Annotated in this window: 18 protein-coding genes and 1 pseudogene; 5 read left to right on the forward strand and 14 right to left on the reverse strand. The window is 57.5% G+C overall.

Features of this window, described 5'->3' with window-relative positions; genetic code table 11:
• Nucleotides 1–81 precede the first annotated feature (81 nt).
• Complete coding sequence (locus tag SB719_RS04655) at nucleotides 82–615, forward strand: sterol desaturase family protein (protein ID WP_065647494.1); 534 nt, start codon at nucleotides 82–84, stop codon at nucleotides 613–615.
• Here SB719_RS04655 and crtB read toward each other — a convergent pair.
• The 5 genes from crtB to SB719_RS04680 are packed head-to-tail and all read right to left on the reverse strand — an operon-like array spanning nucleotide 554 to nucleotide 6,325.
• On the reverse strand, nucleotides 554–1,483 hold the full coding sequence (gene crtB, locus SB719_RS04660; protein ID WP_304231707.1) for a 15-cis-phytoene synthase CrtB: 930 nt from the start codon (nucleotides 1,481–1,483) through the stop codon (nucleotides 554–556). The genes SB719_RS04655 and crtB overlap by 62 nt on opposite strands.
• A complete protein-coding gene (locus SB719_RS04665) occupies nucleotides 1,480–2,961 on the reverse strand; it encodes a phytoene desaturase (protein WP_412158960.1) in 1,482 nt (493 codons plus the stop codon). Before SB719_RS04665 ends, crtB begins: the two co-directional genes overlap by 4 nt.
• Nucleotides 2,958–4,130, reverse strand: coding sequence for a lycopene beta-cyclase CrtY (gene crtY / locus SB719_RS04670; RefSeq protein ID WP_065647491.1), 1,173 nt, complete (start codon nucleotides 4,128–4,130; stop codon nucleotides 2,958–2,960). The genes SB719_RS04665 and crtY overlap by 4 nt, the downstream gene beginning before the upstream one ends.
• The gene (locus tag SB719_RS04675; RefSeq protein WP_304231704.1) at nucleotides 4,130–5,407 is read right to left on the reverse strand and encodes a glycosyltransferase; all 1,278 of its coding nucleotides are present in this window, start codon (nucleotides 5,405–5,407) and stop codon (nucleotides 4,130–4,132) included. Before SB719_RS04675 ends, crtY begins: the two co-directional genes overlap by 1 nt.
• 12 nt (nucleotides 5,408–5,419) lie before the next feature.
• The gene (locus tag SB719_RS04680) at nucleotides 5,420–6,325 is read right to left on the reverse strand and encodes a polyprenyl synthetase family protein (RefSeq protein WP_065647489.1); all 906 of its coding nucleotides are present in this window, start codon (nucleotides 6,323–6,325) and stop codon (nucleotides 5,420–5,422) included.
• A 329-nt stretch (nucleotides 6,326–6,654) separates the two neighbouring features.
• On the opposite strand from SB719_RS04680, the gene SB719_RS04685 reads away from it, so the two are divergent.
• Nucleotides 6,655–6,870 carry a hypothetical protein gene (locus SB719_RS04685; protein WP_065647488.1) on the forward strand — a complete coding sequence of 72 codons (216 nt, stop codon included), beginning with the start codon at nucleotides 6,655–6,657 and terminating at the stop codon, nucleotides 6,868–6,870.
• Nucleotides 6,871–6,911: 41 nt separating this feature from the next.
• Here the strand turns inward: SB719_RS04685 and SB719_RS04690 are convergent, their stop codons facing one another.
• On the reverse strand, nucleotides 6,912–7,619 hold the full coding sequence (locus SB719_RS04690; protein WP_304231702.1) for a phage antirepressor KilAC domain-containing protein: 708 nt from the start codon (nucleotides 7,617–7,619) through the stop codon (nucleotides 6,912–6,914).
• A 263-nt stretch (nucleotides 7,620–7,882) separates the two neighbouring features.
• On the opposite strand from SB719_RS04690, the gene SB719_RS04695 reads away from it, so the two are divergent.
• Nucleotides 7,883–9,076, forward strand: a complete 1,194-nt coding sequence (locus SB719_RS04695) for a zinc-dependent alcohol dehydrogenase (protein WP_065647486.1) — start codon at nucleotides 7,883–7,885, stop codon at nucleotides 9,074–9,076.
• Between the two features lie 41 nt (nucleotides 9,077–9,117).
• On the opposite strand, the gene SB719_RS04700 is transcribed toward SB719_RS04695, so the two are convergent.
• From SB719_RS04700 to SB719_RS04710, 3 genes are read right to left on the reverse strand one after another with little or no spacing between them, the layout of a single operon-like run.
• A complete protein-coding gene (locus SB719_RS04700) occupies nucleotides 9,118–9,465 on the reverse strand; it encodes a hypothetical protein (protein ID WP_065647485.1) in 348 nt (115 codons plus the stop codon).
• Nucleotides 9,466–9,490: 25 nt separating this feature from the next.
• Nucleotides 9,491–9,664, reverse strand: a complete 174-nt coding sequence (locus SB719_RS04705) for a hypothetical protein (RefSeq protein WP_167350647.1) — start codon at nucleotides 9,662–9,664, stop codon at nucleotides 9,491–9,493.
• Nucleotides 9,665–9,700: 36 nt separating this feature from the next.
• Nucleotides 9,701–10,594, reverse strand: coding sequence for a helix-turn-helix transcriptional regulator (locus SB719_RS04710; RefSeq protein ID WP_412158961.1), 894 nt, complete (start codon nucleotides 10,592–10,594; stop codon nucleotides 9,701–9,703).
• Between the two features lie 117 nt (nucleotides 10,595–10,711).
• On the opposite strand from SB719_RS04710, the pseudogene SB719_RS04715 reads away from it, so the two are divergent.
• A pseudogene (locus SB719_RS04715) lies at nucleotides 10,712–12,063 on the forward strand (MFS transporter).
• Nucleotides 12,064–12,066: 3 nt separating this feature from the next.
• Here SB719_RS04715 and SB719_RS04720 read toward each other — a convergent pair.
• Genes SB719_RS04720 through SB719_RS04740 form a run of 5 tightly spaced genes read right to left on the reverse strand, consistent with a single transcriptional unit; the run spans nucleotide 12,067 to nucleotide 17,085 of the window.
• Nucleotides 12,067–13,155, reverse strand: coding sequence for an ABC transporter ATP-binding protein (locus tag SB719_RS04720; RefSeq protein WP_304231697.1), 1,089 nt, complete (start codon nucleotides 13,153–13,155; stop codon nucleotides 12,067–12,069).
• Nucleotides 13,156–13,158: 3 nt separating this feature from the next.
• Nucleotides 13,159–14,106 (reverse strand): carbohydrate kinase family protein, encoded by a 948-nt coding sequence (locus SB719_RS04725; RefSeq protein WP_412158962.1) that lies wholly within the window; start codon nucleotides 14,104–14,106, stop codon nucleotides 13,159–13,161.
• Nucleotides 14,103–14,942: a carbohydrate ABC transporter permease gene (locus SB719_RS04730; protein ID WP_292969197.1), complete on the reverse strand. Its 840-nt coding sequence runs from the start codon at nucleotides 14,940–14,942 to the stop codon at nucleotides 14,103–14,105. Before SB719_RS04730 ends, SB719_RS04725 begins: the two co-directional genes overlap by 4 nt.
• Nucleotides 14,932–15,840, reverse strand: coding sequence for a carbohydrate ABC transporter permease (locus SB719_RS04735; protein WP_065647480.1), 909 nt, complete (start codon nucleotides 15,838–15,840; stop codon nucleotides 14,932–14,934). Before SB719_RS04735 ends, SB719_RS04730 begins: the two co-directional genes overlap by 11 nt.
• A gap of 9 nt (nucleotides 15,841–15,849) precedes the next feature.
• A complete protein-coding gene (locus tag SB719_RS04740; protein ID WP_412158963.1) occupies nucleotides 15,850–17,085 on the reverse strand; it encodes an extracellular solute-binding protein in 1,236 nt (411 codons plus the stop codon).
• Nucleotides 17,086–17,342: 257 nt separating this feature from the next.
• Here SB719_RS04740 and SB719_RS04745 point away from each other — a divergent pair, with 257 nt between their 5' ends.
• A complete protein-coding gene (locus SB719_RS04745; protein ID WP_065647478.1) occupies nucleotides 17,343–18,512 on the forward strand; it encodes an ROK family transcriptional regulator in 1,170 nt (389 codons plus the stop codon).

Consider the following 18,512-nt stretch of genomic DNA (forward strand, 5'->3'; position numbering starts at 1 on the left):
CGCTTATTTCACCTATGCTGACTTGCGGCATCCTGTATCGCAGTCCACCTTTACTCTTTGACCTTTTAAAATGGACGCACCATGCTCTGGTTATGGAACACGCTTATTCTGCTGGCAACCGTTGCACTGATGGAAGCAGTGGCGGCGCTTTCGCACAAATATATTATGCACGGCTGGGGATGGGGCTGGCATCTCTCTCATCATGAACCGCATACCAGCCGGTTTGAACTCAATGACCTTTACGCCGTCGTGTTTGCCGTGCTCTCGGTCGGGCTAATCTACTATGGCGTGCAGGGCATGTGGCCCCTGCAGTGGATCGGTGCCGGTATGACCACCTACGGCGCGCTCTATTTTATGGTGCATGACGGGCTGGTGCATCAGCGCTGGCCGTTTCGCTATATTCCGCGTAAAGGTTATCTGAAGCGTTTGTATATGGCGCACCGGATGCACCATGCGGTGCGCGGGCGTGAGGGATGTGTCTCATTTGGCTTTCTCTATGCGCCGCCGCTGCATAAGCTGCAGGCCACGCTGCGCGAACGTCACGGCCGCAAACCTAACGCGGCCGCTGCCACAGACCAGCAGGACGCGGCTGCGGACGCGCCACGCGAGAAGTAAGCGCAATCCCCGCGCCTTTAAGCAGCAGCGCCAGCTTTTCTCCTTTGCTGGTGCGCTGCCGGGCATCCCAGGCGCGTATACCTGCATCCTGCACTTTTACCCCGATTTCGCGATACACCCCGTGAGCCGTAGCGATAGCCCATGCCGAGCGCAGCGGCAGATCGGGCAGCCCGCTGCGGGCTGAATGGTAGTAAGGCTCCGCTGCTGCTACCAGGCGTGCAGCCAGCGGCGCTATCGCCGCACGATAGTGTGGGTCGGCCAGCTGATCGGCACGTAACCCGGCTTCCGTAAGCCAGCTTTCCGGCAGATAACAGCGCCCGTTTTGGGCATCTTCAACAATATCACGAGCAATATTGGTCAGCTGAAACGCCAGCCCGAGATCGCAGGCGTGATCGAGTACGTTTTCATCGCGTACGCCCATCACGCGCGCCATCATCAGACCCACGACGCCCGCTACGTGATAGCAGTAACGCAGCGTGTCTTCAAACGTGATGTAGTGCTCTTCGCGCGCGTCCATAGCGAACCCTTCCAGATGATCAAATGCCAGCTGGGGCGGAAGCTCATGCGTCAGCGCCACTTCCTGAAACGCACGAAAAGCGAGTTCATCCATATGCGCACCGCTGTATGCGCGGCGGGTTTCAATCTGCAGATGCTGCATGCGCAGTTGTGCATCTGCCACCTGATGTTGCGTGCCACCTTCGCCCAATGTTTGTCCGTCAATCACGTCATCACAGTGACGGCACCAGGCGTAGAGCATCAGCGTGCTGCGTCGCGTAGCCGGATCGAAAAGCTTTGCTGCCGTGGCAAAACTTTTCGAGCCTGCGGCCATCGTCTGCGTGACCTGCTCAATCAGGGGAGGCTGATTCATCCGGCAAGATCCTCCACCATCAGCTGCGCGGTGGCTTTTGCTGAACCGATCACACCGGGCACGCCAGCGCCGGGATGCGTACCCGCACCGACCAGATAGAGGTTACTGATGTCGGCATCGCGGTTATGCGGCCGGAACCAGGCGCTCTGGGTAAGGATCGGCTCCAGCGAAAACGCTGAACCCTGATGTGCATGCAGCGTGTCGCGGAAATCTTCCGGCGTGAACATACGCTGTGTCACTATCTGATCGCGCAGGCCTGGCATGTAGTGCTCCTCAAGATAAGCAAAAATACGGTCGCGGAAGCGCGGCCCTTCCTGCTGCCAGTCAATTGCGGCAGTGCCGAGGTGCGGAACCGGCGCCAGCACATAAAAGCTGCCGCAGCCTGCCGGTGCCAGCGACGGATCGGTGGTGCAGGGTGCATGCAGGTAGAGCGAAAAATCGTCCGCCAGCTGATTGCTGTTAAATATCTCATTAATCAGTTCGCGATAACGCGGGCCGAAGCAGACCGTGTGGTGCGCCAGCTGAGCGTGCGGCTGATTGAGACCAAAATAGAGTACAAACAGCGAGTTACTCATGCGCTTGCGCTTCAGCGTGGCGGCGCGCTTACGGGCAGTTGCATGGTGCTGCAGCAGCCGGTCATAGGTATGCACAACGTCAGCATTGGAGGCCACTGCGGTGGCGTCAAAGCGACGGCCATCCTTTAACTGCACGCCGCTGATGCGGTTACCCTGCGTTTCCAGCTGGCTGACTTCGGCGTTGAGCAGCAGTTCACCCCCGAGGTCGCGAAACAGCCGCGCCATACCGTCGACCAGCGCGCCGGTCCCGCCACGCGGAAACCAGACGCCCCATTCACGTTCCAGCGCATGAATCAGAGTGTAGATAGAGGATGTTGCAAACGGATTACCGCCCACCAGTAAAGAATGGAACGAAAACGCCTGACGCAGATGATCGTCCTGAATAAATTTCGCTACCATATCGTACACGCTGCGCCACGCCTGCAGACGACCCAGCTGAGGGCCGGCGCGCAGCATATCGCGGAAATTCAGGAACGGCACCGTACCCAGCTTGAGATAACCCTCTTTAAACACCGCCTGTGAATAGGCAAGAAACCGGCGATAGCCTTCGACATCCTGCGGATTAAACGCGGCAATCTGCTGTTCGAGCAGAGTCTGATTATTGTCATAATCAAGCACCTTGCCATCTTCCCAGCAGAGACGATAAAAAGGCGTCACCGGCATCAGCTCAACGTAGTCGCTGAGTTTTTTTCCGGCCAGCGTAAAAAGCGCTTCAACCGCGCTGGGATCGGTGATGACTGTCGGACCGGCATCAAAGGTAAAGCCCTCATCCTGCCAGACGTAAGCACGCCCGCCGGGTTTATCGCGCTGCTCCAGCAGCGTAGTCGGAATACCGGCCGCCTGCAGACGAATAGCCAGAGCCAGGCCGCCAAAGCCTGCGCCAATCACATAAGTACGTTTCATTCTTTCTTCCCTGTTAGCGAAGGAGTCATCAACAGTGCACGCAGCGCTTCTCCCACCGGCACCGGTGGTTTGCCGCATAAAATACGTGCTTTATCCCTGAGAAAGAGTTCTCCGGCGTAAAAACGGCTGATAAGACCGGCATCAAGCCGGTAAAAGCGTTGCATAACCTGCCAGCGTTTTTCCGGTCGTCCGGCCAGAAACAGCATACGATTAAGCAGGCGAAAAAAATGCTGCTCGCGCCACTGACGCCGGGCAAACTGTTCAATACGCTGGCTGAGCTGTTCTGCCTCACAGGGCAGGGCAGCAGCAATTTCATCCGCCAGCGCAACGGCAGAGGGCAGTGAATAACCCGTGGTCGCATGGAATAATCCGGCGCGCAGCCCGCTGCAGGGCTGACCCTGCTGCTGCTGCCAGAAACGTCCGATATCGCCATCAAGCGTAATGGGCAGGGAACCCTGTTCTTCACGCAGTAAACGACTCAGCTGCCAGCCCTGCTGCTCTGCGTAGTGCAGGATGTTTTGTCGCGCCTGTACGCTATCAAGCGTGGCGTGATTGATATAGTGGGTATCTTCAATCAGCAGACGTTCAGCGCTGAGCGGCAGCGTATAGACAAAGCGATAGCCGCTGTGCTGATCCACCGTGGCATCCATCAGAACCGGCTGTTGCAGACCGTGCGGACGTGCCAGATGCCACTCCTGACCAACAAATGACTGATAACCAAGACGCAGATGCGGCGTAGGCTGCAGGCCGCGTCCGTCAATCACGGCCCGGGCATGCAGTACGTCGCCGTTTTCCAGCGTTACGCGCTGTGGCGCAACGTCGCGCACGGGCGAGGCGGTACGCAACCGATCTCCCAGCGTATCGCGCAGATGGCGGGCAAAATCCTGTGAAGCGATGGAGCAATACTCTCCGTGCAGATTACGCCGCAGCGCCGGAAAGCGGACCTGATAACCAGGCCAGCGTGCGGACAGCAGCGGCGCAAGCCAGGCAAACTGCGCGTCGCTGACATCGTCACGGTGAAATGACCAGGTGTGATTGCCCGCCGGCTGAGTGGCGCTCTCCAGTAGCAGAATGTCAGGTGCCGGCTGCAGCTGCATCAGCCGCAGGGCGATCAGCCCGTTTGCCAGCCCGGCCCCTACCAGAATAAGGTCTGCACACTTCTCTGACATCAGGTCGCCTCCGCCAGCACAATTTGTTGCTGGCACAGCGCCTGTTCAGCGATATCGGCCGCGCGCTGACAACCGCCGGCACGCTGCATCTGCGCCTGTATCGCTGACATGCGCAGGCGGTAATGAGAATCGGACAACAGCAGTTGCAAGTGGGTCTCCAGCTGATGAGTGCGGCTGAACCGTGAGGCGCGACGCCCTACGCCATGCCATTCGATGCGCGATGCTACTCCGGGCTGGTCAAACGCAATGGGCAGCGCCAGCATCGGAATGCCCTGAGCCAGCGCTTCCAGCGCGCTATTCAGCCCGGCGTGGGTAACAAAAACCTGGGCATGCTGCAGCGCAGCGTGCTGATCGAGAAAATCGGTTACCCATGCGGCGCCGGCCAGCTCCAGCTTACGTACCTGAGGCGCTGTCAGCCCGCCACAATGAGCAACGACCAGCGATAACCCGAGATTACGGCAGGCGCGCGCCAGCCGCAGAAACAGCCGGAAGCGGCGTCCCTGAAGCGTTCCCAGCGACGCGTAGACCACCGGCTGGCGCAGCGCCGGCCACGGTGGCGGCAGATGAGTAGTGATACTCTGCTGACGCAGCGGTCCAACGGCGTGATAGCAGGCGGGCAGCTGCTGGCGCGGAAAATCAAAGGCGGGTACCAGCTGACTGATCTGCGCCAGCGATGAGAGACAATCCTGCAGGCCTGAACGCGGTGACAAACCGAACGCGCGCGCATGGTAGGCGATAACCTGGCGATGACGGCGCATGATCCGGTCATACATGCGGCTGCTGGCAGCAAAACGCTTTAGTGCTTTCTCATCCTGACCATAGCGAAATGACATCACTGCCAGCGGGATACCCGCTTCGCGGTTCACCGGCAGCGCGCAGGCAACGGAAATAAACGGCAGGCCTGACGCCTCAGCCACCAGCCCGCCGGCCGCCTCCATTTGATCGGCAATGACACCATCCACCTGCAGCTTTCTCAAAATAGCCGGTAATTCGCGACACAGCATATCGGTGGTGCCGGCCATATCATTGATTACGCGGAACAGAGAAAAGCCGCCCGGTGCAGCCAGCCGCTGCAGAGCCGAAGCCAGAGATCCGGCCGGATGGGTTCGCTCACCCACCGGATAGAAGGCGATGCGCTCATCCGTCAGCAACGTACGTGCGTCGGCCTGCTGTATAAAGGTAATGCGATGCCCGCGGCTGATAAGGGTCTGTGCCAGTGACTGCAGCGCGTGGAAATGGCTATAGAGTGGCGGCGCAATAACGGCAAAATGCCCCATAAGTGATCCGCGTTAGTTGAACATTGCCAGCTGCTGGTTAAACAGGGCATGCATATATTGACGGGTTGCAACGCCGCGATGGCAGGCGCAGGCAAGGTGTTCATCAGCGCTGCGCAGATGCTCACGCAAACGGCGCTCTGCGCTGTCAGCACCCAGCATCTGGACCAGCGTCGATTTACCCTGATCTTTATGAATATCCTTTCCGGTATGTTTACAGCCATCGGCAAGGTCATCCAGCAGCTGAAAAGCCTGACCCAGATCCTGTGCAAAGTCGCCGAGTTTCTGACGCATGACGGGTGCAGCATCGGTCACAATAGCTGCCATCTGCAGCGCGGCGCGAAACAGCACGCTGGTTTTAAGCTCGTTGGTCATGGCAATCGCTTCCGGACTGCGGCTCTGGCCACCATCATGCAGATCCTGAAACTGTCCCTGAACCAGCCCCTGCAGGCCCACGGCCGCAGAAAGTTCAGCAATGGCATCTGTTTTATGCTGGGCCGGCAAATCCGGCGCGAGCGCAATCACTTCATAAGCGCGACTAAGCAGGGCGACTGCCGCCAGGATAGCCACATTTTCGCCAAATTCGCGATGCACCGTTGGACGACCACGCCGCATCAGCGCATCGTCCATACAGGGGATATCATCCAGTATCAGTGAGGCCGCATGAACCATCTCAACCGCACAGGCGAGATCAAGGATACCGCGCTTTGTCAGGTCATAGCCCATGTCACGCGCAGCCAGCAACAGCAGCAAGGGGCGGATGCGTTTACCGCTGGCCAGCGTACCGGCACGCATCGCAGCCCGCACGCGATCGGAGGGCTGACCCGCTGGTAACAGCAGTTCAAGATTCTCCTGCAGAGCATGGCAAAGCTGGCGAAGATCGTTTTCCTGATTTGCTGCAATTTCGGCATGGGCGGTCATAGCGGCTATCCATGGTTAATAAACGTGGCGCTTTTTTTATTAACCGTAGACTGCGCAGGGAAAGAATGCCAGCAGTGACGACTCGTTAAGTCTCAGAAACCAATTATTTATATTAATTTACCGTTCCGGCTGGCGGGTATGGCAGCAGACTCTGTGAATCGGGATAGATTGCTGCCAGCCGTTTCAGAAACCGCAGCGCGTAAGCCCGTGCTGATGTGTGGGTGTGGTTATTTTTTGAACTAAAAAAACGAACTTACCGATCCTGATCAAATTTCAGAATGCAGCGTTGCCGGAAGATAGAGGGAATCAGGAAATAACCGGAGGCAGCAATGAGCAAATCACTGATGCGTTTATCGGATATGGCGCGTTATCTGGAGGTTCCCCCCGATGTGCTGATTCGCGCAATCTGTAACCGCGGCACGCTGGAGAAAGTGCCGCTCCCCCCGGCAATCGATGAAGAGCTGCCGCTTTCCCGCCGGTGCTGGTCACCGCAGGAAGTCAGGCAGTTTCGTCATCAGCTGCAGCGCCAGCGGCATCAGCATTGAGAAACAGGCAGAGCCGATATCTCTTTATCGGCCCTGCTGTATCAGGCTGCGACGCCCGCAGGATGAGAAGCCAGATGGCCTGCCCAGAGGCTGGCAACCCATTTCACGCCTTTAGCGGTAAAGCGGGCTTGTGAGAAAGCGTGCTGGTTTTCTCCGGTGCCGGTGCGGAAAGCAAAGTAGCCCGCCTGCACATGATGTTTTTGTGGTGCCAGCGTATTTTTCTCCCGGTACATAATATTGCGTTCAAGCAGAAACTGCCGGAAGTCCGTCTCTTTGACCTTCAGCATTTTACAGAGCTGACGAAAGCCCAGTGCCTCATCGACTTCAGTAAACCGGTCAAAAAATTCCGCTTTGGGCGCAGAGAGCGCCAGCTGCTGCTCTGCCCGCCGCCGCTGTTCAAATTGCTCTGCCCAGGCTCGGGCGGCTTCAGCCGGATTCGTAAAGTCAGGCAGCTGAGCGATCTTTTCCTTTTCCTGCCAGCGATCGAGCAGGTCAGCGGTAAAGCCGGGCGAAAGCCGTGCCACGGCGAGCAACGAGTCACGTTTATTGAGCAGAAACTCCTGACGGCTCTCACCTTCATGCTCGTAAAGACCGACCGTAACAGGCTGGGAAAGACGCTGTGCGGTTTCCAGGCTTTTAATCAGGCGCTTCACTTCGCCGTGCGTGATGCCAGTCAGCCTGGCAAGGTCACGGCTGCTCATCAGCAGGGACGCGGTTTGAGCAGCAAGAATTTCCGTTGAGATCATCATTCATATCACCTCTTAAAACGTCATTCAGTCTTCAGGACTGCTGGATAAGTATACAACTTACTGTGGTTATATCCAGTGTTTTTTTTAACCGATCGGGTTATTTATCCATTACTGTGTATCACGTTCCAGCGCGGCTGAAGCCGGTTGCATGGCGCGGCAAGAAGTGCCGATACGCTTGCCTAATCAGCGATCAATGCCATGCTCAACCGATTCGCCTTAAATAATGTCAGGCACTTGCTGCGCTTATTACTGAGGAGTTAAGAATGAAAGCGTTAACCTATCATGGCCCGCATAAAGTACGCGTTGAAACGGTTCCCGATCCAATATTGCAGGCGCCGGATGATATTATTCTGCGCGTCACCGCAACGGCTATTTGCGGATCTGATTTACATCTCTATCGCGGCAAGATCCCAAAAACCGAACATGGCGATATATTTGGTCATGAATTTATGGGGGAAGTGGTGGAAGCTGGCAGCGCCGTGACCAATGTGGCCGTAGGCGATCGTGTGGTAGTGCCGTTTGTCGTGGCCTGCGGTGACTGCTTTTTCTGCCATTTACACCAGTATGCTGCCTGTGAAACCACTAACCCCGGTCGCGGTGCGATACTCAACAAAAAAAATATTACGCCGCCTGCCGCCCTGTTTGGATTCAGTCATCTTTACGGCGGAATACCTGGCGGACAGGCAGAATATGTCCGCGTGCCGAAAGCCAATACCGGCCCGTTTAAAGTGCCGCTGGCGCTGCCGGATGACAAAGTGCTTTTCCTGTCTGATATTCTTCCGACCGCCTGGCAGGCAGTGCAGAACGCCGGACTGGATAAAGGCTCCAGCGTGGCTATTTTCGGTGCCGGTCCGGTCGGTCTGCTCAGTGCCGCCTGTGCGAGACTGATGGGTGCCGAAGATATTTTCATGATTGATCACAACGCGTATCGTCTGGAGTTTGCCCGTCAGCGCTACGGCGTCACGCCGATAAATTTTGATGAGATTGACGATCCCGCAGCCTGGATCATTGACCATACCAAAGGGAACCGCGGCGTGGATGCAGTGATCGATGCGGTAGGTTTTGAAGCCAAAGGTAGCCTGACCGAAACCGTGCTCAGTAATCTGAAGCTTGAAGGCAGCAGCGGCAAAGCGCTACGACAGTGTATCGCAGCTGTGCGTCGTGGTGGGGTGGTCAGCGTACCGGGCGTCTATGCCGGATTTATCCATGGTTTCCTGTTTGGCGATGCGTTTGATAAAGGACTGACGTTCAAAATGGGCCAAACGCACGTGCATGCTTATTTGCCACGACTGCTGTCGCTGATTGAACAGGGATTATTAACGCCGGAAGAGATCGTTACGCATCATATGCCGCTGGAAGCCGCTGCAGAGGGCTATGAGATTTTTGATAAACGCAAAGAGGATTGCCGCAAAATTATTCTGGTGCCAGGAATGAAATCCACTACTGCCACCGCATAATGTCACGCAGGCTGCCGCGTGGCAGCCTGCAGGGCAGCACTTCAGCGGACGCTGCCTTCATCACGGTCGCTCAGTTCAGAAAGCGAAACTTCAACAAACGGCATGTTATCCAGCCTGTCGCCGTAATCTTCACTGACGTCTGGCAGACTGGTGAACTGACCATCCACAAACAGAAAGCTCAGGTGCCGCTCAACCTCTTCCAGCAGCTCATCCACCTCTTTTGCGGTTTCACCCTGAGCGTCCTTGCCATCCAGTTTCCAGCGAAAATGGTTACCTACAATTTCTGCGCTGCCAATATCAACCACTTTGGCATCAATATTTTCCAGTAACAAACGCTGGCGGGCAAAATAGAGCAGATATGGCATCTGGTCGCGATCAATTTCAGACATAAATTACTCCTGAATAATAATATTTTCAGTGCAGGAAATAGTGGCGTACAGCATAGACTGACCAGTAAACCGCATTCAGACCCAGCCATGCCCAGCAGCCCCAGTAAGCAACGGGTTCACGCCGGGTACGCAATTTAGGCAGAAATGCCAGCAAATAACCCGCCGCCGCAATAAGCGCAACGAAATAAAGAAATTTCATGCTTTCTCCTGATTATTTATCATGGAGTAAGCATAGTCAGATTAACGCGTTTGTGGAGCGCAGCGCCGGATATCCGGCTATGAGTTTTTGCAGTGCTTCTGCGCTTGTTTCGTCGGCCGGTACGTAAACTAGCAAGCGGTCGCCATTGCGTGACGCGGACCACCAGTTATTCTGACGCAGCGTAAATTCTCCTGTTTCTGCCCGCCAGAAGCGCTTGACCCGATTCTCAACTTTTCCCAGTTCATAACGCTGCCAGGTCTGTGCAAATTCATCAGAACTGTTAATCAGACGGGTAAGAAAACTCTCCCAGTGCGGATCGCCAATGTGCTCTCCCATCTGACCGCGAAACATCGCTACCATTTGCGGCATGACCTCATCCCAGTCGCGTATCATGCCGCGCCAGCCAGGGTGGTTAAACGCCAGCCAGATGCAGTTGCGATCCTCAGCGTCAACGTTCGCCAGATCGATGCCCATCAGCGCACACCATGAGTCGTTATAGCCAATGATGTCAAAACGTGGCGTCTCAATAATGGCCGGCAGCTGAATTGCATCCAGCATCTGCTGATTATGCTCAGCAAGTTTGCAGCAGGCGGCAACCTGAGGGGCAGGCAGTTTATGCCCGGCGAGTGAGAAAAGATGCTGCGTTTCAACGTCGTTGCACTGAAGTGCTGATGCAATCGCCGTCAGCGTTTTCAGCGACGCTTTGATATCACGGCCCTGTTCCAGCCAGGTGTACCACGTGACACCCACATCAGCCAGCTGGGCGACTTCTTCCCGGCGCAGTCCGGGCGTGCGCCGCTGACGCATACGCGGCAGCCCCAGCCTGACAGGATCCAGGTTTTCCCGTCGGGAACGCAAAAAGGCGCCCAGCAGTTTGCGATTAGTATGAACATCTTTTTCAGAAAGGTTTACAGCAGGTTGCATGAACATCAGCGGGATCTCTCCGGCAAGACGGGTGGTTTTAATACCATGATAATCAAAAACTGGTACCCGGTTATTTTTCAGCAGATGCTATGCCGCAATGAACACGAAAACAAGGTGAAACTGATGCACAGTCCGCAACTCCGTCAGGCAGGGCTGATGGTACTGCTGGCCGGGCTGTTACTGCCCATGATCGACTTTTCTATCGTTAACGTCGCGCTGGATGCGATGGCGCATAGCCTGCAGGCGACGCCAACAGAGCTGGCGCTGATTGTTGCTGTCTATGGCATCGCTTTTGCCGTTTGTCTCGCGATGGGAGGGCGGCTCGGGGACAACTATGGCCGGCGCAGGGTTTTTATCAGCGGCGTCGGGATCTTTGGCCTCGCTTCCCTGTTGTGCGGTATGGCGGGCGGGACCGGGATGCTGATGTTTGCCCGCGCGCTGCAGGGGGTGGGCGCGGCATTTATCGTTCCGCAGATCCTGGCAACGCTGCATGTCACGTTACAGGGCAGGGAGCATGCGCGGGCAATCGGTCTCTATGGCGGGATGGGCGGGCTGGCGTTTGTGATTGGTCAGGTATTGGGCGGCTTTCTCATCAAAGCTGACCCCGGTGGATATGGCTGGCGCGGCGTGTTTCTGATCAACCTGCCGATCTGCCTGGGCGTACTGATCGCGGCACGCCGGTTTATTCCGGAAACCCGTAACGCCAGCCGCATACCGGTTGATATCAGCGGTGCGCTGCTGCTGGGGGCGGCTACCGGCGCGCTGATGCTGAGCCTGGCGCTGGGACCGGTGCTGAACTGGCGCTGGCCCTGCGTGCTGAAGCGGCAGGTCGTTTACCGCTGTTGCCCCCGTCGCTGCTGCGTTTGCCCGCTGTGCGTTTCAGCCTTACGCTTGCCGTTATTTTTTTCTCCTGCTGGAGCGGGTTTATGTTTGTCATGGCTCTGACGCTGCAGTCCGGGCTTGGCTTCAGCGCCTTTGACTCCGGTAACGCTTTCATAGCGCTGGGGGTAGCCTATTTTATCGGTGCTATGCGTTCGACCGCACTGGTCACGCGTTTTGGCACGCGCACCATGCTGCTGGCTGGCTGTGCCATTCAGATCACCGGCCTGCTGGCACTGATGGCAACCTTGCAGCTCCGGTGGCCGCAGGCGGGTATTCTTGCGCTGGCGCCTGCCACGGCGCTCATCGGGTTTGGTCAGTCTTTTATCGTCAGTACTTTCTACCGTATTGGCATGCGCGATATTCCGCATCATCAGGCGGGTGCCGGCAGCGCCATGTTGTCGACCGTGCAGCAGTCGGCGATGGGGCTGGGACCGATGCTGCTGGGCGGCGTGTTCAGCCATTTCAGCCAGGCCGGATCCTGGCTGAGTGCCATCAGCGGTACGCTGGGGGCTGAGCTGCTCTCCATGCTGCTGCTGGTGGCGATCGCCTTAATGCAGCACGACAACGCGGCAACAACACCCGCAGAGGGATAACGTTCACGGTGAGGGCGGCGCTTCCTGCAGACGCTGGCCGCTCTGCGCATCGAACAGATGGATTTTTTCCATGCGCAGCGCAATAGTCAGCGGATCGCCGCTGCCGGCTGCGTGACGTCCTGATACCTGCATGTGCAGCGTGTGTCCATGCCATGTCAGATGCAGCAGCGTGGATTCTCCGGTGATCTCCGTAACGGCAACCTGCGCCAGACTGCCCTGCGTTGCAGGGATCAGATCGTGAGGGCGGATGCCAATCGTCAGCGCTGCCCCTTGCGGTGCCGCATGGTGCCAGCGCGGAGGAAGCGGCTGCCAGAGATCTTCACATTCGATGCCCGGCACGCCCTCCCGCGTCACCAGACGTGCCGGCAACAGATTCATCGGTGGCGATCCGATAAAGCGGGCCACAAACAGATCCGCCGGACGATCGTAAATGCTGAGCGGGGCACCCTGCTGGATAATCTGACCTTCACGCATCACCACAATCTGGTCAGCCAGCGTCATCGCCTCAACCTGATCGTGTGTGACGTAAATCATGGTGGTTTTAAACCGCTGGTGCAGCGCTTTGATTTCAGCCCGCAGCTCCATGCGCAGCTGAGCATCAAGATTAGAAAGCGGTTCATCAAACAGGAAAACCTGCGGATTTCGCACCATTGCCCGGCCCATCGCCACGCGCTGACGCTGCCCGCCGGAAAGGGCTCGCGGGTAGCGCTGCAGCAGTTTATCGATACCCAGAATGGCGGCAACGCGTGCAATTTTATTCTGCTGCTCCTCGCGTTTCACCTTTTTAACCTGCATATGAAAAGCGAGGTTTTCAGCCACGGTAAGGTGCGGATAGAGCGCGTAGCTCTGAAACACCATTGCCATGTCGCGATCGGCCGGATCGCGATCGCCAATCGGCGTGTTGTTCATCAGAATGGATCCCTCTGACAAACTATCCAGTCCGGCCAGCAGCCTCAGCAGCGTGGATTTACCGCAGCCGGACGGGCCAACCAGCACGGTAAAGCTGCCATCGGGTATGCTCAGATTCAGCGGGTGCAGTACCGTTTGTTTGCCGTAACGTCTGGCGACGCTGACGAGCTCAATACTGGCCATAAATTACTTCTCCTCTGCAGAAAATGGCAGCTGCTGCCAGCCGGGATAGCGGCGTGGCTGGGTGCTGATCGCCTGTGATGCCACGGCAATACCCCATTGCAGCGCGCGGCTTAGCGGCTGATGATGCAACAACGCGGTGAGAAAGCCGGCGTTGAAACTGTCACCGGCGCCTATGGTATCCATGACGGTGACGGCAGCGGCAGGCTGTTCCAGCCAGTGTGCTCCCTGCCAGCAGGCGGCACCTGCGGCACCGCGTTTCACCACACAACCGCCACGTCCGCTCAGCGCACCCGCCAGCTGCCGGGCGCTCTCCGGCAGCGTCACCGCCGCGCCAAGACCCTGCGTTTCGGCTTCATTCAGCAGCAGCCAGTCGCAGGAAGGCAGCCACCGGGCAACCTGCTGCCGTACTTCTGTACTCCAGCCCTGCGGAGGCCAGCCAGTGTCAACGGCGGTTATAAAGCCGCGCCGCTGCAGTTCTTCCAGCAGTGCGGCATAGTGCGAACTGAGTGCCAGGCAGAGAAAGGTACCGCACAGCAGAACAATATCTCCCGGTGCGGCACGCAGCGGAATTTGATCCAGTACGTCATCCGCGCTGAGTTGTGCCACGTGACCAAAATTGCTCAGAAATGAGCGCTCGTGATCGCTGTGCGTAATGCCAACGGTAATGGAGGTTTCGCAGGCGTAGCGTGTCCAGTGCGCCGCGCTGTGAGGAAAATAGCCCGCCAGCCAGGCGCTGAGGCCATCATCACCCTGATTGGCGACAGCGCGATGGCGGACCTGCATCGCCTCCAGCGCCAGCGCACAGTTGCCCGCTGATCCGCCCGGACGCAGTTCACTCTGAGGAAGCAGGACTTCGGTCCCGCGCTGCGGCCAGCTATCCAGTGTGCCCATAATTAAATCGGCGTTAACGTTCCCGACGACGTAGAGCGTCGCGTTGCAGTCAGTTGTCATCCTTTACTCCCGCCGCTGGCCAGCCCGCTTACCAGCGTTTTCTGCAGCCAGACAGCAATTAACAGAGGGGGAACCGAAGCCAGAATGCCAACCGCGGCAATCAGGCCATCATCGGTTGCGCGTCCGGCAGTAAAGCCGGCAATGGTCACCGGCAGCGTTTGCGCCGTAATATTGCTGGTGAAGAGCAGGGCGTAGAAAAACTCATCCCACGCCAGCAGCCAGCCAAACAGCGCCGCTGCGCCCAGAACCGGTTTTGCCAGCGGCAGTGTGATCCGCAGCAGCACCTGCCACACCCGCAGACCATCGAGCCGGGCAGCCTGTTCAATATCACGCGGCAGGGTGTCGAACTGGTTTTTGAGCATCCAGGTCAGAAACGGCAGGATCAGCGAGCAGTAAACAATCATCAGACCCGGGCGGGTGTTCAGCAGATCCAGCTGCTGCAGCAGAAAGTAGAGCGGCAGTACAAAAGCGACCGGCGGCACCATGTAGATCGCCAGCGCCGCAAACAGCCAGCCGTCGCGTCCGGGGTAGCGGGAAAAGCTAAAAGCGGCAGGGATCGCCAGCAGCAGACAGACCAGAGTTCCGCCCGTGGCAACCAGCAGGCTATTACCCAGCGCGTGCAGAAACAGGGTTCCCGGTTCACCCGGGGCCAGTGACAAAAGCCGGCCATAGCGGCTGAAATCCCACTGGCGCGGTATCCACTCCAGCGGCACGCGCGTCAGGTCGCTGGTGGCGCTGACGCTCATCAGAAACAGCCAGCCCATCGGGGCCAGAACCGACAGCGCTACGGCAGCCGCCGCCACGTATTTAGCAACAGACATCACCTTATGCTTCATGCGCAGACCCCCGGCGCCGCTGCCGCCATAGCAGCAGCATATAGAGCGCGATCAGCACCGCACATAAAAGCGTCATCAGGATGGCGTAAGCCGCTCCGCTGCCGGCGCGCAGATAGCTGAAGGACTCCTGATAGACGTAGAAACTGAGCGTTTTGGTGCTATCTACCGGCCCGCCACGGGTCATGACATAGATGATGTCGAATATTTTGAATGCATCAATCGTGCGCAGCACCAGCGCCACGCTGAGCGCCCCGACAATGGCCGGAAAAGTGATGGCGCGAAACCGTCGCCAGGCAGAGGCGCCATCCAGACGCGCTGCCTCAAAGAGATCGTCCGGAATCGACTGCAGCGCTGCCAGCACCAGTAGCGTGACCAGCGGATAGTTTTTCCATACATCAGCAAACATCACAGCGTTAAGCGCTGAGTCGGGCGAACCCAGCCAGCTGCGATAGCCATCCAGGATCCCCAGCTGCGTCAGCAGCGCGTTCACGCTGCCGTAGTCCGGATTAAAATTCAGCCGCCACATCATCGCATTCACGATAGTCGGCAGCGCCCACGGCAGGATCACCAGCACACGCAGCACGTTGCGGCCGGCAAACCGCTGATTAAGCAGCAGCGCCACCAGCACGCCAATGACGCCTTCGAAAGCAACCGACACCAGCGTAAAATAGAGCGTGCGCCACAGTGAAAGCCGAAAATCGGGATCGCTTAAGGCGTACAGGTAGTTCTCCAGTCCTGTCCAGCCGGGCGCATCGCCGCTGCCGATCAGGGCTGCGTCGGTAAAACTCAGCCAGATCGTACGCATCAGTGGCCAGGCGGTAAGCAGCAGCATGACCACCAGCATGGGTGCCAGCAGCACCCATGCCTGCCGTCGCTCGCGTTGACGCAAACTCAGCATGCCTGCTCCTTAGCGCAGCCGCGCAGCACTTTTATCGACCGCCTGCATGGCCGCTTCCGGGGTCGCGCCGCCGGTCAGCACCTGCTGCAGCTGCTGCTGCAGCGTGCTGGACAGCCGCGAATAGTCCGCGGTTTCCGGACGTGACAGCATGACGCTCAGTGAGGTGTTCGCGGCTTTAATCAGGCTCTCCTGATCTTTCATCACCGCCGCATCCTGATAAGAGCTTTTCCAGATAGGCAGGCTCAGGCGCGCATAATTGTTCTGCACCGGCTGGGACGTCATGTAACGGATATACTGCCACGCCTGATCGGTATGGGTGCTGCCGCTGGCGATACCGAGGCCCATTGAGCCATTAACCGCGCCCGCTTTGCCCGGTGCATCGCCGGGCGCAGGCATAATGCCGACCTGACCCGCAACGTTGCTCTGTTTTGCATCGTTGGCCATGTTGTACATATAAGTCCAGTTCAGCGCGAACGCAGCGTCGCCGTTAGAGAACGCTTTGCGCACATCTTCTTCCAGATACTCACGTGAAGCGGGGTTAGTCAGTCCGTCATCAAGCGAGCTTTTCATCAGTTTTACCGCCTGCAGTGAAGCGGGGCTGGAGAAGCTAAGCTTACCGTTCTGATAGAACTGCCCGCCAAAGCCGGAGACCAGGGTGGTGTAGTCGCATACCAGCGCTTCCGCCTGAGACCAGCTCCACACCAGCGGATAGTTCACGATCTTTTTCTCTTTAATAATGCGCGCGTCATCCATTACCTGCTGCCAGGTTTGCGGCAGGTCGCGAATACCCGCTTTCTCCAGCATCGCTTTGTTGTAGTAAAGGTATTTGGTATCCAGAATCCACGGCATACCGAGTGTTTTGCCGTTGAACACCACGGTTTTCAGCGCGCCGGGGAAAATCTGCGCTTTGTCTTCGGCGCTGATACGGCTGCTGACATCCTGCAGCAGGTTAAATTTTGTGAATTCCGCCGGCCAGATCGCATCAAACAGCACCACGTCGTAGCCGTTCCCGCCTGCGCCACGCGCCGCGACAATCTTGTCGTGCAACGCTTCATACGGCACAAACTCAAGGTTGACCTTTACGTCCGGATGCGCTTTTTCAAACGCCTGCGTCATGGCGCGAATATCGCTCTCGCTATAGGCCGCCTGAGTCATAAACAGCGCATTGAGTGAGGTCGCCGCCGTGGCGCTGGCAGCGCTGGCGAGCAGAAACAGTGCCAAACAACCGTGAACCGATTTTTTCATGATATGTCCGCCTGAAAGCTATGAGAGATTAATTAAATCAATTTGATTGATTTAATAACGCGCGCAAAATGAGTGCGTCAGTTGCCATGCCACAGAAAGGTAAGCAAGCGATGTGCCAGAAACGATCTGCTGCGGGTCCTGCTTCTACTTTGCACGTTTTCCCGCCGCTGTCAGGTAAACAGGTTGTAAAATGTGCCAGCGATCATAGATATTGTGGCGGTGGCAGAGCGGCCAGGCGCCAAAAGGAAAACAGCACGATGAGAACATCAGGGACTAACCTCGAACACGCACGGGCGCATAACCGACGCGTAATCATTGAGGCCATTCGCCTGCACGGTGAGCTGACACGTGCTGAACTGGCGCGGCTCACGGCGCTGACCGCGCAGACGGTGTCAAATATCGTCGCTGAACTTGAACAGGCGGAATTGCTGATAAGCCACGGACCGCGACGTCAGGGACGCGGGCAGCCTGCTATTCCGGTAACCCTTAATCCGGCCAGCGCGTTCTCAATCGGTATTCATCTTGATCACCAGACGTTGCTGATTGTGCTGGTGGATTTAACCGGCGAGACCCATTTTCGCCGTCTCATTATGGTGCAAAAGCCGGAGCCAGCTGCCACGTTAGCGCGCATTGCCACGGTGCTGGACGAGATTAAATCACAGCTGGGTAACCGCTGGCGCAAAGTGCTGGGTATCGGTGTGGTGATGCCAGGGCCCTTTGGCGTTGAGGGGCTCTCTTCACTGGGGCCTACCACGCTGCACGGCTGGGAAGATGTGGATATTGCAGGCGAGCTGGCAGCGCTCAGCCAGCTGCCGGTAACGCTGGAAAATGATGCCACGGTGGCGGCAATTGGTGAACGCTTTCACGGCGTGGCGCGTCATCTTAACTCGTTTATCTATCTCTACATTGGTACCGGGCTGGGCGCGGGCATTATTGTTGATGGTCACGTGTGTAGCGGTGATGCACACAACGCCGGCGAAGTGGGCCATATGGTGGTGGATCCAGGCGGGCGCGCCTGCTACTGCGGCAATCAGGGGTGTCTGGAGCGCTATGTCTCGCTGCAGGCGGCTTATGAATTCTGCGGGCTTGATCCCATGACCGCGCTGCCGGATGATTTGCTGGCGGTGCCGGCGGACACATTTGACGCGTGGATCGCTACTGCGCTGACGCCGCTGCGTCAGGCCATCAATATGCTGGAGTGCATCTTTGACGCGGAGAGCGTGATTATTGGCGGTATGATCCCTGCAGCCCTGCTGGAAAAGATTGTTGCGCGCCTGCCGCCGCTCTATCAGTCTGTGCGCGGGCGCTACCTGACCGGCACGCGCATACGTACCGGAATGAGCGGCAGTGATACCGCCGCGCTGGGTGCCGCGGCGCTGCCGCTGTTTGATGAGTTTAATCCGCAATTTCAGGTATTAATGAAATGA

This window comes from Pantoea sp. SIMBA_079 (assembly GCF_046940275.1).
Lineage (GTDB): Bacteria > Pseudomonadota > Gammaproteobacteria > Enterobacterales > Enterobacteriaceae > Pantoea > Pantoea borealis.